The 14360-nt window shown below is 45.1% G+C and carries 18 protein-coding genes; 10 read left to right on the forward strand and 8 right to left on the reverse strand.

Annotation, left to right across the window (positions count from 1 at the left end):
- Positions 1–111 precede the first annotated feature (111 nt).
- Complete coding sequence (locus ICN31_RS03300) at positions 112–1422, reverse strand: U32 family peptidase (RefSeq protein ID WP_216258553.1); 1311 nt, start codon at positions 1420–1422, stop codon at positions 112–114.
- Between the two features lie 158 nt (positions 1423–1580).
- On the opposite strand from ICN31_RS03300, the gene ICN31_RS03305 reads away from it, so the two are divergent.
- The 6 genes from ICN31_RS03305 (at position 1581) to ICN31_RS03330 (ending at position 6103) form a co-directional block, all read left to right on the forward strand.
- On the forward strand, positions 1581–2624 hold the full coding sequence (locus tag ICN31_RS03305; protein ID WP_370624257.1) for an alpha/beta hydrolase: 1044 nt from the start codon (positions 1581–1583) through the stop codon (positions 2622–2624).
- A gap of 87 nt (positions 2625–2711) precedes the next feature.
- Positions 2712–3077: a hypothetical protein gene (locus ICN31_RS03310; RefSeq protein WP_216258557.1), complete on the forward strand. Its 366-nt coding sequence runs from the start codon at positions 2712–2714 to the stop codon at positions 3075–3077.
- Positions 3078–3157: 80 nt separating this feature from the next.
- Complete coding sequence (locus ICN31_RS03315; protein WP_216258559.1) at positions 3158–3841, forward strand: DUF3313 domain-containing protein; 684 nt, start codon at positions 3158–3160, stop codon at positions 3839–3841.
- Between the two features lie 9 nt (positions 3842–3850).
- Positions 3851–4111, forward strand: a complete 261-nt coding sequence (locus ICN31_RS03320; protein WP_255530899.1) for an EF-hand domain-containing protein — start codon at positions 3851–3853, stop codon at positions 4109–4111.
- A gap of 43 nt (positions 4112–4154) precedes the next feature.
- Entirely contained in the window at positions 4155–5048 is an 894-nt protein-coding gene (locus ICN31_RS03325) for an alpha/beta fold hydrolase (RefSeq protein ID WP_216258561.1), read from the forward strand.
- 53 nt (positions 5049–5101) lie between these two features.
- Positions 5102–6103 (forward strand): sulfurtransferase, encoded by a 1002-nt coding sequence (locus ICN31_RS03330; RefSeq protein ID WP_216258563.1) that lies wholly within the window; start codon positions 5102–5104, stop codon positions 6101–6103.
- A gap of 73 nt (positions 6104–6176) precedes the next feature.
- On the opposite strand, the gene ICN31_RS03335 is transcribed toward ICN31_RS03330, so the two are convergent.
- The 4 genes from ICN31_RS03335 to wrbA form a co-directional block, all read right to left on the reverse strand.
- Positions 6177–6362: a hypothetical protein gene (locus ICN31_RS03335; RefSeq protein WP_216258564.1), complete on the reverse strand. Its 186-nt coding sequence runs from the start codon at positions 6360–6362 to the stop codon at positions 6177–6179.
- Between the two features lie 95 nt (positions 6363–6457).
- Positions 6458–7876: an FAD-binding oxidoreductase gene (locus tag ICN31_RS03340; RefSeq protein ID WP_216258566.1), complete on the reverse strand. Its 1419-nt coding sequence runs from the start codon at positions 7874–7876 to the stop codon at positions 6458–6460.
- Entirely contained in the window at positions 7876–8265 is a 390-nt protein-coding gene (locus tag ICN31_RS03345; protein ID WP_216258569.1) for a DUF2069 domain-containing protein, read from the reverse strand. Before ICN31_RS03345 ends, ICN31_RS03340 begins: the two co-directional genes overlap by 1 nt.
- A gap of 5 nt (positions 8266–8270) precedes the next feature.
- On the reverse strand, positions 8271–8876 hold the full coding sequence (wrbA, locus tag ICN31_RS03350) for an NAD(P)H:quinone oxidoreductase (RefSeq protein WP_216258570.1): 606 nt from the start codon (positions 8874–8876) through the stop codon (positions 8271–8273).
- A 19-nt stretch (positions 8877–8895) separates the two neighbouring features.
- Here wrbA and ICN31_RS03355 point away from each other — a divergent pair, with 19 nt between their 5' ends.
- The 4 genes from ICN31_RS03355 to ICN31_RS03370 all read left to right on the forward strand — a co-directional run bounded on the left by ICN31_RS03355 (position 8896) and on the right by ICN31_RS03370 (position 12629).
- The gene (locus tag ICN31_RS03355; protein ID WP_216258572.1) at positions 8896–9744 is read left to right on the forward strand and encodes a YhjD/YihY/BrkB family envelope integrity protein; all 849 of its coding nucleotides are present in this window, start codon (positions 8896–8898) and stop codon (positions 9742–9744) included.
- An 88-nt stretch (positions 9745–9832) separates the two neighbouring features.
- On the forward strand, positions 9833–10288 hold the full coding sequence (locus ICN31_RS03360) for a CBS domain-containing protein (protein ID WP_216258575.1): 456 nt from the start codon (positions 9833–9835) through the stop codon (positions 10286–10288).
- Positions 10289–10341: 53 nt separating this feature from the next.
- A complete protein-coding gene (gene aroC / locus ICN31_RS03365) occupies positions 10342–11457 on the forward strand; it encodes a chorismate synthase (RefSeq protein ID WP_216258577.1) in 1116 nt (371 codons plus the stop codon).
- 14 nt (positions 11458–11471) lie between these two features.
- Entirely contained in the window at positions 11472–12629 is a 1158-nt protein-coding gene (locus ICN31_RS03370) for an MFS transporter (protein WP_216258579.1), read from the forward strand.
- A gap of 12 nt (positions 12630–12641) precedes the next feature.
- Here the strand turns inward: ICN31_RS03370 and ICN31_RS03375 are convergent, their stop codons facing one another.
- Genes ICN31_RS03375 through ICN31_RS03385 form a run of 3 tightly spaced genes read right to left on the reverse strand, consistent with a single transcriptional unit; the run spans position 12642 to position 14329 of the window.
- Positions 12642–13433: a peptidylprolyl isomerase gene (locus ICN31_RS03375; RefSeq protein ID WP_216258581.1), complete on the reverse strand. Its 792-nt coding sequence runs from the start codon at positions 13431–13433 to the stop codon at positions 12642–12644.
- Positions 13434–13493: 60 nt separating this feature from the next.
- Positions 13494–13784 (reverse strand): BolA family transcriptional regulator, encoded by a 291-nt coding sequence (locus tag ICN31_RS03380; RefSeq protein WP_216258583.1) that lies wholly within the window; start codon positions 13782–13784, stop codon positions 13494–13496.
- On the reverse strand, positions 13781–14329 hold the full coding sequence (locus tag ICN31_RS03385) for a septation protein A (protein WP_216258586.1): 549 nt from the start codon (positions 14327–14329) through the stop codon (positions 13781–13783). Before ICN31_RS03385 ends, ICN31_RS03380 begins: the two co-directional genes overlap by 4 nt.
- Positions 14330–14360: the final 31 nt, after the last annotated feature.

Genomic DNA, 14360 nt, shown 5'->3' on the forward strand with positions numbered 1-14360 from the left:
CTTCATTTTCTTCATTGAGTTAGTGCCTTTACAGCCTTAGATGTTGAGCAGGGAAATCAAAATAACTACCGGGGTCTTGGTGGAACCATAGGAATGCGCTACAGCGGGTAGCTAATTCGCTTCGCAGCTCGCACAAGAAGAGGCAGTCTCAACTGGAGCTGGCTCTTGGGTATAGCGAGCAATAAATGCGTGCTTACTCTGCAGTGGTAACTTGATCCATACAAAGTGGCCAGAGCCAGGTGCTACATCAATTGGTTCGCCGCTCATATTCCACATGGCATCTAAAACGATATCTTGATTGCCTTGTGGCTCGATGATCTCTAGTTTGTCACCAACAGAAAAACGGTTTTTAACATCTACCTTAACGCGACCAGTAGCCGGGTCGACCACCAGGGTTTCAGCAACATATAGGCTTCTGCCTGAGAGTGAGTAGCCTCTCATATACAGTTGGTACTCCTTATCATGGTGACGCTCATAAAAACCGTCGGTATAGCCGCGATTAGCAAGGCCTTCTAGGTTGCCAAGTAATGTAGTGTTAAATGGTCGGCCAGCAACTGCATCATCAATTGCTGAACGATATGCTTGGCATGTACGTGAAACGTAATAGGGAGATTTAGTGCGACCTTCGATTTTGAAGGAGTCGACACCCATCTTCGTGAGTCTTTCAATATGCTCAACCGCACGTAAATCTTTAGAATTCATGATGTAGGTGCCATGCTCGTCTTCTTCCATCGGCATTAAGTCATCTGGCCTTTTAGCTTCTTGCAGGAGAACGACATCGCCACTAGAAGTTTGTTGGCCTGGTTTGACTTTGTAATCCCAGCGACAGGCATTAGTACAGGCGCCTTGATTGGAATCGCGATGAGACATGTAGCCTGATAAGAGACAGCGTCCTGAATAGGCAATACATAAAGCACCATGCACAAATACTTCAAGCTCCATTTCAGGGCAGTCTTGACGTACTTCTTCAATCTCATCAAAAGAGAGTTCGCGAGATAAAATTACTCGGCTGATGCCAACTGAGCGCCAGAACTTGGCAGATGCACCATTCACTGTATTAGCTTGGACAGATAAATGGATGGGCATATCTGGCCAAGCCTCTCTGGCCATCATGATCAAACCTGGATCAGACATGATGAGTGCGTCAGGCTTTAAAGCAACAACCGGCGACATATCTTTAATATAGGTGCGCGTCTTTGCACCATGCGGCAATAGGTTAGAGACCAAGAAAAACTTTTTGCCTAATTCATGGGCGGTATCAATACCTTGCTTGAGCACTTCAATCTTGCCGAAGTCATTATTGCGAACCCGCAAGGAATAACGAGGTTGGCCAGCATAAATTGCATCCGCTCCAAATTCAAAAGCAGTTCGCAACATGGCAAGGCTACCGGCAGGGGCTAAAAGTTCTGGGGTTTTGGTCATAGGGGGTTATTTTAAAGCTCTTGGCAAGTTTTGGGTTCTTGCTTCTTATGCGGGTAAAAACACGTAAAAAGAGGCTTTTCCTTGCCTGGTCGATCTTTGGGAATGCTATAGTGGCCGAACAATATCAATATAAGGGCATAAGCCCAAAGGGAGACAAAGTGAAATTCATAGCACGATCACTAGTAGCGCTGATTTCTTGTTTATTTCTCGGTCAAGCATTTGCAGCTGGAAAAATCCAGATGAACGAGTACATGGTGCAAAGCGATACGCCAGGTATTTCCCTCTATGTACGCAATAAGCACTTAGTTGGCATGAAGAAATTCACAGCTGAAAAAACCTTGCTCTACGTTCATGGCTCTACTTATCCTGCAGAAACTGCCTTTGATTTATCGCTTGGTGGAACCTCTTGGATGGAATACATGGCAGCAAGAGGCTACGATGTTTGGTTGGTGGATCTGCGTGGCTATGGCAAATCTACCCGACCTCCCGAAATGGATCAGCCCGCCGACCAAAATCCTCCTATTGTCAGAACAGATACTGCGGTCAAGGATGTCTCTAGCGCAGTAGATTACATCTTGAAAAAGCGCAATATTCAGAAGATGAATTTACTTGGTTGGTCTTGGGGCACAACCATTATGGGTAAATACACTACTGAGAATAATGAGAAGGTTAATAAGTTAGTTCTCTATGCACCACAGTGGTTGCGTCAAGGTGGAGCACCTTTAACCGATAAAGGTGGCCCATTGGGCGCCTATCGTGTGGCCTCAATTGCAGATGCTAAAAATCGTTGGCTGACAGGCGTTCCTGAAAGTGCAAAAGCCACCCTCATTCCACCAGGTTGGTTTGAAAAATGGTCTGAAGCTACTTTTGATACAGACCCATGGGGCAGAACGCAAACTCCTAAAAAGCTCAGAGCTCCCAACGGCACAGTTCAAGATGCGCGCGAGTTTTGGACGGCCGGAATTCCTGTATATGAACCTAAAAATATTCGTGTACCAGTCATGCTAGTGCACGCAGAGTGGGATGCGGATTTGCCAAGCTACATGCTTTATGAGTACTTCACAAAATTAGAAAATGCACCCTACAAAATTATGCTGCAGATCAGTGAGGGTACTCACACCATCATTATGGAAAAGAACCGGATGTTGATGTTTACGGGAGTGCAAGAATTCTTGGACAGCAATTTCAAACCAGAGAAGTAGTCGTCCGCAGTAGGGTGTGCCACAAATAGGTAGCAGTGTGCTGCTCACTCTTGGGTTTGATGAATTGGTTTATCTGGAAATGGCTATATGAATCTAAAGCTCAGCTGGAGCACTAGCACTACAGTCTTGATTGCTCTTAGTCTTTCAGCCTGTTCTACAGCTAAATTAGAGGCTCGCCTGGAGGCTAATCCTCAGTGCAAAGAGGCTATCAATCCTAAGACTGGGGCATTAATGCCGTGTCCTGGATCAGATCGGTCGTTTTATGTCGCGGCCGGTCTAGAGGCGCCAAGGCCAGCTAAGATAGCAGCTACCTCCACCATCGGATCTGATTCTCCTGGTATTTCAAATTCAGGGGCAGTAACGCCTACCGCAGCGAAGCAAGCTACAGTTAATTGCAAGCCCCAGATACACAAAAAGACGGGTGGAGTGTTACCTTGTCCTCCTGAGGATTAATTTAGTAGAGATTTGCGCCAGAGCGTTATGATCACTGTGAAGAAGCAAACCACCTTGGATTTATTAAATTGGGTTTAAAAATGAAAAAATTTGGTCTATTGGCAGTGTCTATTTCCACTGTATTTTTATTGGCTGCCTGTAGTAATACTCCCAAGCTTGCTTCTGAGGCAATGCCTAGGTCTGGTTTTTTACCGGACTACTCCGTGCTAGTTCCAATGGCTACTAGCGTTCCTGATGCACGTATTTGGAGATATAGAATCTCTGGTGTTAATCCTAGCTCTTACACAGCAGTCATTTTGGATCCAATTTATTTGAATCAAAGCGCCACTAAAGATGTCAGTGCTGAAGCTATTAATAAGGCAAGGGCAGCATTACAGTCCTCAATGGTTGAAGCAGTAAGTGCGCGCGGCAATATCCAGATTGTTACTAAGCCAGGTCCTGGCGTTGCCCGTGTATCTGTGGGGATTACCGGCGCTGAAAGTTCTAACGATTATTTAAAGCCATGGAACTTCACACCAATTGGACTGGCTGCCAATGCTGCGGCTTTTGCAGGTGGCGTTAATGCTAAAACTCCGGCACTTTTAATTGAGAGCAAAATTACCGATAGTCAAAACAATAAGCTCCTAGGCGAAGGTTTAGTGACTGTTCAAGGTGAATCCTTTAGAACTGCTAGCGGCTCCGTTGAGTCATTTATAGCAATGGCAAAGAAAGCCGTTCAGGTAGCTATGGAAACTTCTGCAAACCCTACACCAACTGGTAAATAAGAGATCTTGATGTATTTTGCTAAAAATATTTTTCTAGTAGCGGCTTGTGCATTATCTTCTTTGCCAATGAGTGCGCATGCAGATGATGCATCTCGTAACAAGGAAATTGCTGAGCGTTTCGCGAAATGCGATACAAACCGTGATGGTAAGTTGACTTTAGCTGAAGCAAAAGGATGTATGCCTCGTATCTACGATCACTTTAGCTATATAGATACTACTAATAAGGGGTATGTCACTGTTGCGCAAATTCAAGCAATGGCGTCTCGCTAGTGACTGCAAGGGCCTCTCGAGGCCCTTTTCTATTGGATAGAATATGCCTGTAATCATTCCCAAGTTTGAGCAAAAAAGAGTCACTGTTAGCTCTGGAGATGGCCCCATAGAAATTGCCTGTCAAGTTGGCGGCAATGGCCCACCGATTTTGTTGCTCCATGGTTTTCCTCAAACTAAGGCTATTTGGGAAATCGTTGCCCCTGAATTAGCTAAAAACTTTACTGTTGTTGCTTCTGACCTGCGTGGCTATGGAGAGTCATCCAAGCCGCATGGCAAGACAGATCATTCAACTTATTCCAAAAGATCTATGGCATCTGACCAGCATGCGCTCATGAAAGCATTGGGCCATGAGCAATTTTTCTTGCTGGGTCACGATAGAGGCGGCAGAGTCTCTCATCGTCTTGCAATGGATTATCCGGAGAGTGTTTTGCGTTTGATGGTCTTGGATATCTCTCCAACTCTCACAATGTATGAGAACACTACGATGGAGTTTGCCAAGGGCTATTGGCACTGGTTTTTCTTAATTCAAGCTGAGCCTATTCCAGAAACCTTAATTGGCGCAAATCCCGAGTTTTGGATCAATAAACACATGGGCCGTCATGCCGGTACAGGTATATTTTCTGCTGAGCGCTGGGCAGAATATCTTGCGGGTGCGAGCAATCCCCAGAGTATGCATGCCATGTGTGAAGACTACCGCGCTGCGGCAACGATTGATTTAATGCATGATCGTGCAGATAGGGCGGCTGGCAAAAAACTCAAAATGCCTTTAAGGGTACTTTGGGGTGAGCATGGTATCGTCAATAAATGCTTTAAACCGATTGAGGACTGGGAAGTAGTAGCTCATGATGTATCTGGGCGGGCGGTCTCTTGTGGGCACTATATTCCAGAGGAGCTCCCAACAGAACTCATTGCTGAAGCCCAATCCTTCTTTAAGTAAGGTTGAGTGTTAAGCTCATTGCTTATTATCTATTCCTAGTTGAAAGTCCTCTCATGAATCAATCTATCAAAAAACTGTTCCTAATCAGTGCTGCACTCATTTCTATGTCTGCATATGCACAGAAAAATGATGCCATTCTTAACACTGCGCAAGTGCAGCAAGCGATTGCTCGAGGAGCCATCATTTGGGATGTGCGTGATGAAAAAAGTTTCTTAGAGGGGCATATACCCGGGGCAATCAATATTGGTGAAGTGGGAAGCGTTCTAAGAGACCCCAACAAAGAGGATTACATCGCTACAGAAAAGATACAAAAGATCTTTAATGATGCTGGCCTGAGTATTAATCGAGACATTGTTGTCTATGGGGCACGTGGCAACCCTTATGCATATTTTGGTCTGTACACCATTCAATATTTTGGCGGCAAGCAAGCTCAGATTTATCACGATGGCTTTGATGGCTGGAAATCGGCTGGGCTACCTATTCAGAAGGAGCGTCAAACATCTGCTCCTGTATCGGTAACTCTTGTACCTCAAGCTCAGCTGGTGGTATCGAACGAAGAAATGGTCAAACTTGCCCAATCTAAGACCATACAGATTTTGGATGTTCGAACACCAGATGAATACTCGGGCAAGGATGTCCGCGCAATTCGGGGCGGTCATATTCCTAACTCGGTCAACATTCCTTTCGAGGATAACTGGCAGGATCCTGCAACGGCAATCAAACTCAGCAAAAAACAGCTTACAGATAACTCTGGCATGAGCTTGAAAAATGAGGCAGACCTTAAAAAGCTCTACGCCAACTTAGACCCTGACAAGGAAACGGTCGTATATTGCCAAAGCGGCGTTCGGGCCGCTGAAACTGCAGTTGTCTTGAAAAATCTGGGATTTAAAAAGGTGAAGGTTTACGACTCTTCCTGGCTTGGGTGGGGCAATAACTTAAAAGCGCCAGTTGCTGATGAGTCCTTTCTCAACGTTGGGGCATTAAATGCCAAGTTGAGCGCAATGCAAAATAAGATTAATCAGCTAGAAGAGGCATTGAAGGCCAAAAGCAATTAAGTATTGAACTTGATGTTTAAAAAACCCTAAATAATTCAATTATTTAGGGTTTTAGCTAATGCTTTGCTGCTGATTACTCTGGATGGAAGTTATTGCTGGCCATGAAGCTGATGGTTCTTTCAAAGCCCAAAATGCGGATATAACGCCAAGCGATATTGCGGTATTTGTTGTCTAGATAGCCAATAGCGACCTCAGGAGTCCTTTTGGACAGGTCGATTTGTTCAATTGCACGGGCCCAGCGTTTGAGTCTTGTTGACATATTTGTCACCTCCATGACCATACAACGCTCCAGAATTGGGTGGAGATGACAAGAATTTCTAAATATTTAACAAATATCTTAAGCGCTTAAAACCCTTAAATTGAGACCACTTTATGGGGGTTGAGGATATTTTGGGGGTCCAGAGCCCTTTTTAAGGCCTTCATCAGATCGTGAGCCACAGCACCCTTATGCGCTCTTAAGTCAGCCAATTTAAGTTGCCCAACCCCATGTTCTGCCGATATTGAGCCCTGGCAACGCTCCACTTGGGCATAAACCAGCTCGTGGATGGCTTTTTCATGGCTGAGATTGAATGCCTTTGGGTCTAATCCCAGAGGCGGGGCAATGTTGTAGTGGAGGTTGCCATCACCCAAATGCCCAAAATTAATGATCCTGACCCCCGGGTACTTTTGTCTCATCAGAGAGTCAGTGTCCTGAATAAAGCTTTCTAAAAAGGAAAGGGGGATGGTGATGTCATGCTTGAGATTAGCGCCTTCCTCGGCTTGTGCCAGAGTAATGTGCTCACGCATATGCCAAAACGCATTAGCTTGACTCAGGTTATTAGCGATGACTGCATCGCTAATGAGATTGCTTGAAAAAGCTTCCTCCAAAATAGTTTCGAGTAGTTTTCGAACATGCTCCTCACTTTCGTGATCGGAGAGTTCAATCAACACAGTGAAGGGCGGATTTCCTTTTAAGGGATTGGCCATCTGTGGAAAGTGTTTTTCATTTAAGGCTAATGATTCTTGAGTCATCATTTCAAAACCCGTGAGCAATGATGTTGCACGCTTCTGAAATAGAGTCAGTAGAGCAATCGTAGATGCAATATTGTCAGTAGCAACGAGTGTTGTCCATTGAGAGACAGGCAGCGGATAAAGCTTCATGACTGCTGCTGTGATGATTCCTAGAGTACCTTCTGAACCAATGAAAAGATCACGCAAATCATAACCAGTGTTGTCTTTACGTAAACCTTTTATGCCATTCCAGATTTCACCTTGGGCGGTAACAACCTCAAGGCCTAGGCAAAGATCGCGAGTATTGCCATAGCGCAGTACATTCGTACCACCCGCATTGGTAGCTAAGTTGCCGCCAATCATACAGCTACCTTCTGCGCCAAGACTGAGTGGAAACAAAAAATCATGTGCTGCGGCTTTTTCTTGAACAGCCTGCAAAATACATCCCGCTTCTAGCGTAATAGTTTGGTTAGCAGTATCAATCGCACGGATTTGGTTCATCCGCTTGAGATTAAGAATGATTTGATTGCCGCTATTGTCAGGAGTAGCACCACCACAAAAACCAGTATGTCCGCCTTGCGGAACGATGGCGACATGATGAGCGGCACAAAGCTTCACAATACTAGCTACTTCATCCGTTTTTTTAGGTAGAAGGACTGCCAAGGCTTTGCCGGTGTAACGTTTGCGCCAATCGGTGAGGTAGGGCACTTTATCTGCATCGTCAGTTAGAACATATTGCTTGCCTAATGCTGCTTCAAATTGTTCGATCAAGCCTTGAATCATTACTCAGCCTGCCTCTTTTGTTTCGCTAAGATTTTTGCTTGCTGCTTAATGGGCTTGAGGTAGAGCAGTAGGCAAATAAAACCAGTTGTAGCGAGGATGGTCTCTAACAGAGCCATCCAAAAATTGCTACCAGTCTCCAGAATGCGAACTAAACCCTCAGTGATATAGAGGAGGATTAACATTGAAGCCCATTGCATGGTGTAGACCTTGCCTTTCCAGAGACCTGGAATTGCAAAGAGCAGGGGGATGCCTTTGAGTATCAACCAAGAACCACCGGGACGAAGTGGAGAAATAAACCATTCCCAGCACACGCACAGAATAAATAAATCGACAAATGCTGCTGTTGCCAGTAGTTGGTAGGGATTCTTTTCAAGCAATTTCTTGAACATCTTGCTTACTTTTTCTGCAAAAGCTTGAGGGCAGTTTCTGCTAAGCGCTTACCTTGGGCTTTTGCTAAACGCTGCTCTTCAGGGCTAATCGGAGCTCGACCATCTGCGTGCGCCAAGTGAGTAACACCATAAGGGCTGCCACCTGTATTCGAGGACATCAAATCAGACTCGCTATAGGGCAGACCGACAATGACCATGCCATGATGCAATAGAGGAATCATCATGGTGAGCAAAGTGCTTTCTTGTCCGCCGTGCATGCTGCCTGTGCTGGTAAATACGCAAGCAGGCTTTCCAATTAAAGCGCCGTTAAGCCATTCGGATGAGCTGCCATCCCAAAAATATTTCATAGGGGCTGCCATATTGCCAAAGCGAGTAGGGGAGCCTAGGGCTAAACCAACACATTCCTGAAGATCAGTGTATTCAACATAGGGTGCACCCTCATTTGGTACAGGAGCTTCTGTGGCCTCACAAACGGTGGAGATTGCAGGAACAGTTCTGAGTCGCGCATTGATTCCAGGAACGCTTTCGATGCCTTCGGCGATCAGGCGAGCCAGATCCCTGGTGGCACCATAACGGGAGTAGTACAAAACTAAAATTTCAGCTTGGTTCATATTCTCTTATGATACGGCGATGCGCCTTATTCGTAATCCTCAATTATGGCTTGCTCTGGGCAAACAGCTCTGGGAGCGTAATCGCGGCCTCAATCTGAATCAGATTGCCGCCAGTTTGGCATTTACGACCACTTTGTCTCTAGTGCCAATGATCACCATCGCCACCATTCTGATTGGCTATCTACCCAGCGTCATCCAGGTAAAAAATACTTTCAGAACATGGTTGCTTGATACCTATATGCCGGGCGGCCTTAATCAGCAAGTATTTACCTATCTGGAACAGTTTTCATCTAAAGCAAGTGGATTAACTTTCATTGGTTTAATTGGCTTAGTGATCACCACCATCATGACATTGGCAGTGATTGAAGCAGCATTTAATCAGATCTTCAAAGTACAAGAACGCCGTCCTTTATTGAAAAAGGTCATCATTTATAGTGCGGCAACTTTTTTGGGGCCAGTACTCTTAGGCGTAGGCGTCTATTTAAGCGGTGTTTTATTTAGCGCCTCTGAGGGATGGATTGAAGCGATATCAATCGGCTTTCGCCTGATGGCAGCAATTGCACCTATTTTTCTGGCTATCGCGGTCTTCACTGTGGTTTATAAAGTGTTGCCTTACTCTAAGATTCTTTGGTCAGATGCTTTTTCAGGCGCCTTCTTTGCAGCCATCAGCTTCGAGTTGATGAAGTTTGGCTATGCTATTTTTCTGAGTCACACCGCCTTCTATAAGACTGTTTATGGCGCCTTCGCCATCTTTCCCCTAGGGCTGCTCTGGATCTATATGACCTGGTGGATCACCCTGGCTGGCGCAATCTTAGTAGCCAATTTGCCTAACATCCGCAGTGGTGTCATTAGGGTTATTCGTTACTAAAAAGAGATCCTCCAGCCCTTGATTGATAGAGATCTTCGGCATATATTGAAACTATCAATACAGTCTTGGCACTGTTTCTGGAGATGAGATGAAAGTTCGCGATATATTGCGCGTAAAGGGCAGCACCTTATTTACTGTTGCTCCCGAGACTGCGCTGCAAACTGCGGTGTTGGTGATGAGTGAACATGACATAGGCTCTTTGGTCGTCATGCAGTACGACAAACTGGTCGGTATTTTGACTTTCCGTGAAGTGATTGCAGCTTTAGCAACACATCAAGGCAAGCTCGATGATCTGCAAGTGAGCGCAGTGATGAATCAAAACCCACTGACTTGCAATATGGAAACGGAGATCGATGAAGTTCGCCGCATGATGTTGGTAGATCACGCACGCTATTTACCTGTAGTGGATCAAAAAATGCTGATGGGCGTAATCTCTTTTTATGATGTTGCCAAGTCTGTAGTTGAGGCGCAAGACTTCGAAAACACCATGTTAAAAGCCTATATTCGGGATTGGCCAGAAGACACTGAAAAGGCTGCCAGCTAGCCCCTAACTGCTTGTTTTAAGCTGATATTCCTGACAAATGACATAATGTCGTTATGTCAGGAAATACTTTAGGCCTCCTCTTTACTGTTACCACTTTTGGCGAATCTCACGGTCCCGCTATCGGAGCGGTGGTTGATGGTTGCCCGCCAGGCATGCCTTTATCGGAGGCGGACCTCCAGTTAGACCTAGATCGTCGTAAGCCAGGCACTTCCCGTCATGTGACTCAGCGCAAAGAAGAAGATCAGGTTGAGATTCTTTCTGGCGTCTTTGAGGGCAAGACTACCGGCGCACCAATTGGCCTATTAATTCGGAATACCGATCAGCGTAGTCAAGACTATGGTGATATCTTGCAAACATTTAGGCCGGGCCATGCTGACTATGCTTATCACCATAAATATGGTTTTCGTGATCCCCGTGGTGGCGGGAGATCTTCTGCGCGCTTAACTGCACCTGTTGTTGCGGCAGCAGCCATTGCAAAAAAATGGCTGCATCAACAATATGGTACGCAGTTCTATGGTTATATGAGCCAATTGGGTTCGCTAGAAATTCCGTTTAAGGATCTTTCTCAGGTTGAAAAGAATCCATTTTTTGCAGCTAACGCTGACATCATCCCGCAACTTGAGACTTATATGGATGAGCTGCGTAAGGCAGGGGACTCTTGCGGTGCACGCATTGAGGTGCGTGCACGTAATGTACCTATTGGCTTAGGCGAGCCCCTCTTTGATAAATTGGATGCAGATATTGCACACGCCATGATGGGAATCAATGCTGTTAAAGGTGTTGAGATCGGTGCTGGCTTTAAATCAGTTGCTCAGCGTGGCAGTGAGCATGGTGATGAAATGCATCCCGATGGCTTTGCTAGCAATCATTCGGGTGGCACCTTGGGCGGTATCAGTAGTGGTCAAGACCTGCGGGTTTCAATTGCTATTAAACCGACCTCTAGCATCATGAGTCCAAAGCAATCGATTGACTTAGATGGCAAGGCTATTACTGTTCAAACCAAGGGGCGTCATGATCCTTGTGTTGGTATTCGTGCTACACCCATCGCTGAGGCGATGTTGGCTTTAGTGGTGATGGATCACGCATTACGTCATCGCGCTCAGTGCGCTGATGTCAATGTGGCAGTTAAGCCTATCCCTGCAGCTCGTCCAGGATCAACATCAGATTGATGGTTAATGTTTAGATGACGCCATCTCTTCGTTGGGCCTTCGGGTCCTTTTTCTTTTTATATTTTGCTTATGTTGGTCTCGTTTCACCGTACGCTAGCCTGTTCTTTTTAGAGCGCGGATTTAGCGTGATAGAGATTGCAGTATTGATGTCAATGCTGCAAATTACCCGCATTATCGGTCCATTTTCTTGGGGCTGGCTCTCTGACTTTTTATCTAACCGCGTTGGGATTATTCGATTTTGCGCCTGCTTTGCGGCGTTAGTCTTTTTATCGATTTACTTTTTACAAAGCTACATCAGCTTTTTTATCTGGATGTTTGTACTCCACACCATCCTGAGCAGTCTGATGCCTCTTGGAGAATCTGCAACCGTACACGCTTTATTTAAAGACAATTCTTTTGATAAACGTTATGGTCGTCTGCGCCTGTGGGGATCCCTAGGCTTCATTTTTATGGTGCTGACTGCTGGTGAACTCTTTCAACGAAAATCAATAGAGCTCTATCCTGCGGTAGGTGCAATAGTTTTGGTATCACTAGCCTTAGTCACTTTCTTGCTCCATGAGCCGAAGATGGAGCGCCGCAAAATGGTCAAAGGTGAACTGCTAGTGGTACTCTTGAATCCAGATGTTCGCTGGTTTTTAATCTCTGGTTTCTTTATGGTGTTTGCTCACGCAGCTCTATATGTTTTTTATTCCCTCTATCTGGCTAATCTTGGGTACGATAAATTTCAAATTGGATTGTTCTGGGCGCTAGGTGTATTTGCAGAAGTCATTTTCTTTTACTTCCAAAGTAAAGTACTGAGTCGTTTAGATGCCGAGGTTATTCTTCAGGCAGCTTTTGGGATTGGGGTGATACGCTTTATTCTGATTGCATTCTTGCCAACCACATCGATTCTGATCTTTGCGCAAGTTTTACATGCAGGTACATTTGCGGCTCACCATAGTGCCGCCACGAAATTACTCCAACGCTGGTTTACTGGGCCTTTACAGGCTAGAGGACAAGCCTTAATGGCAACTGTCTCTTATGGTCTAGGCGGCACCATAGGTGGATTATGCGCAGGCTGGATCTGGGAGCTATCTCAACCACGTGATGTGTTTGTCATGGCAGCATTTGCCTGCGGTTTAGCTGGCATGGCGATTCAAAAACTGAGACCACGCCACTATCAAAGCAGATAAAGAAAATTCTGCTTACTGAATCTTTGCCTTAGCGCGAAGTTTTTGCATCATTTCTGAAAACTTTTCTTTTTGCCAATTCTGATCAGACATGATCATTTGTTTTAGCTGATCTTTCATCTCATCAAAGCTAGGAGCCTTAGCATCACGAGAATCTAGGGTCTTGATAATGTGGTATCCAAATTGAGATTTCACTGGCTTATCCGTAATCTGGCCATTCTTGAGTTGCACCATGGCTTTTGAAAACTCAGGAACCAGGGCTTTATCAGATACCCACCCGAGGTCGCCACCATTTTTAGCCGAACCAGGATCTTTAGATTTAGCTTTGGCCATATCTTCAAAATTAGCGCCAGCCTTGAGTTGAACGATGATTGCTTTGGCATCTGCTTCTTTATCCACCAAGATATGCTCTACGTGATATTCCTTGCCGGCATACTGACCTTTGATGTTTTCATAGGCAGCTTTGAGGTCTGAATCAGTAACGCCTTCGCGCTCTACATAGTCTTCAAAAACAGCCCCTACCAAAACTCCCACGCGGGCTTGCTCTAATTGCTCGCGTACTGCTTCTTTTTGGATGACTCCACGCTTATCAGCATCTTGCAAAATCAATTCACGGGTGATTAGCATCTCGCGGGCTTGATCTCGCACTTGAGGATCATCCGGCTTGCCCATTTTTTCTACTAATTTATCTAATTGAGCCTTAGGAACAGCTTTGCCATTGACGATGACGGCATTCTGAGCAACTGCATTTGCCGATAAGAAGAGGGTAAAAAAACTGATGGTAAATAAGGAGTGAGATTTCAACATAGTGGAGGATTATTTAATAAGTAGTCTGAGTGATCAGGTTTCAATGGCTGTCAGTGTAAATCAAACTGAAGAACCAGACTCACCCGGTGCTATGGCATTAATCGTTAAGGCATGAATCTCTGTTGGGATGTGTCGATTTAAGGCAGCATAGACCGCACGATGTCTAGCGACTAAGCCCAAACCCTTAAATTCTGGGGCAACGATAGTCAGTTTAAAGTGGCCGCCACCAGTGGCTGCACCAGCATGCCCAGCATGAAGATGGCTTTCATCTTCAATCTGAAGATGCTCAATTGCAAAGGATTTATGTAAGTCCTGCTCAAATAGCGTAATACGTGTTTGATTGATACTCATTCAGAAGGATGCTCCATATGACGCGATAGCCACACACCTTGGATAATGACAAAGGCGACTAGTAAACCTGTACTGCCAAAGAGTTTGAAATTGACCCAAGTTTCTTCGGAGAATTCAAAAGCGATATAGAGATTGAGGATGCCCATCAAAAAGAAGAATGCAGCCCAGGCCATATTAAGTCGATGCCAAACAGAGTGCGAATTTTCTGGTTTGAGAGTAACTTGCTTACCCATGAGAACTTGAATCCAATTTTTACTAAAGAATTGGGCGCTAATAAATAAAGCGCCAGAAAATAGCCAGTAAAGGGCAGTCGGTTTTAGTTGAATAAAAGTCTTGTCATGCAAAAAAATAGTCAGACTACCAAACACCAGAATCATGACCAAACTAACCCATTGCATGGCATCGATCTTACGGTGGCGATAGTAAACCCACAAAATCTGTCCGATGGTCGCAACCATGGCAACAATCGTTGCGGTATAGATATCGCCAAATTTGAAGGCGATAAAGAATAGAATGATAGGGAATAGGTCGAATAAAAATTTCATAAGAGGCATTATCCAGCTATTTAATATTTCA

The organism is Polynucleobacter sp. UB-Piko-W3 (genome assembly GCF_018881635.1).
GTDB lineage: Bacteria > Pseudomonadota > Gammaproteobacteria > Burkholderiales > Burkholderiaceae > Polynucleobacter.

Excerpts from the sequence above, each read along its gene's own strand:
- ICN31_RS03380 (WP_216258583.1), bottom strand. The coding sequence starts at position 13,784 with ATGAGTATCAATCAAACACGTATTACGCTATTTGAGCAGGACTTACAT.
- wrbA (WP_216258570.1), bottom strand. The coding sequence starts at position 8,876 with ATGAACCAAGCTGAAATTTTAGTTTTGTACTACTCCCGTTATGGTGCC.
- ICN31_RS03320 (WP_255530899.1), top strand. The coding sequence starts at position 3,851 with ATGTATTTTGCTAAAAATATTTTTCTAGTAGCGGCTTGTGCATTATCT.
- ICN31_RS03330 (WP_216258563.1), top strand. The coding sequence starts at position 5,102 with ATGAATCAATCTATCAAAAAACTGTTCCTAATCAGTGCTGCACTCATT.
- ICN31_RS03300 (WP_216258553.1), bottom strand. The coding sequence starts at position 1,422 with ATGACCAAAACCCCAGAACTTTTAGCCCCTGCCGGTAGCCTTGCCATG.
- ICN31_RS03325 (WP_216258561.1), top strand. The coding sequence starts at position 4,155 with ATGCCTGTAATCATTCCCAAGTTTGAGCAAAAAAGAGTCACTGTTAGC.
- ICN31_RS03385 (WP_216258586.1), bottom strand. The coding sequence starts at position 14,329 with ATGAAATTTTTATTCGACCTATTCCCTATCATTCTATTCTTTATCGCC.
- ICN31_RS03375 (WP_216258581.1), bottom strand. The coding sequence starts at position 13,433 with ATGTTGAAATCTCACTCCTTATTTACCATCAGTTTTTTTACCCTCTTC.
- ICN31_RS03335 (WP_216258564.1), bottom strand. The coding sequence starts at position 6,362 with ATGTCAACAAGACTCAAACGCTGGGCCCGTGCAATTGAACAAATCGAC.
- ICN31_RS03315 (WP_216258559.1), top strand. The coding sequence starts at position 3,158 with ATGAAAAAATTTGGTCTATTGGCAGTGTCTATTTCCACTGTATTTTTA.
- ICN31_RS03370 (WP_216258579.1), top strand. The coding sequence starts at position 11,472 with ATGACGCCATCTCTTCGTTGGGCCTTCGGGTCCTTTTTCTTTTTATAT.
- aroC (WP_216258577.1), top strand. The coding sequence starts at position 10,342 with ATGTCAGGAAATACTTTAGGCCTCCTCTTTACTGTTACCACTTTTGGC.
- ICN31_RS03355 (WP_216258572.1), top strand. The coding sequence starts at position 8,896 with ATGCGCCTTATTCGTAATCCTCAATTATGGCTTGCTCTGGGCAAACAG.
- ICN31_RS03340 (WP_216258566.1), bottom strand. The coding sequence starts at position 7,876 with ATGATTCAAGGCTTGATCGAACAATTTGAAGCAGCATTAGGCAAGCAA.
- ICN31_RS03360 (WP_216258575.1), top strand. The coding sequence starts at position 9,833 with ATGAAAGTTCGCGATATATTGCGCGTAAAGGGCAGCACCTTATTTACT.
- ICN31_RS03345 (WP_216258569.1), bottom strand. The coding sequence starts at position 8,265 with ATGTTCAAGAAATTGCTTGAAAAGAATCCCTACCAACTACTGGCAACA.
- ICN31_RS03310 (WP_216258557.1), top strand. The coding sequence starts at position 2,712 with ATGAATCTAAAGCTCAGCTGGAGCACTAGCACTACAGTCTTGATTGCT.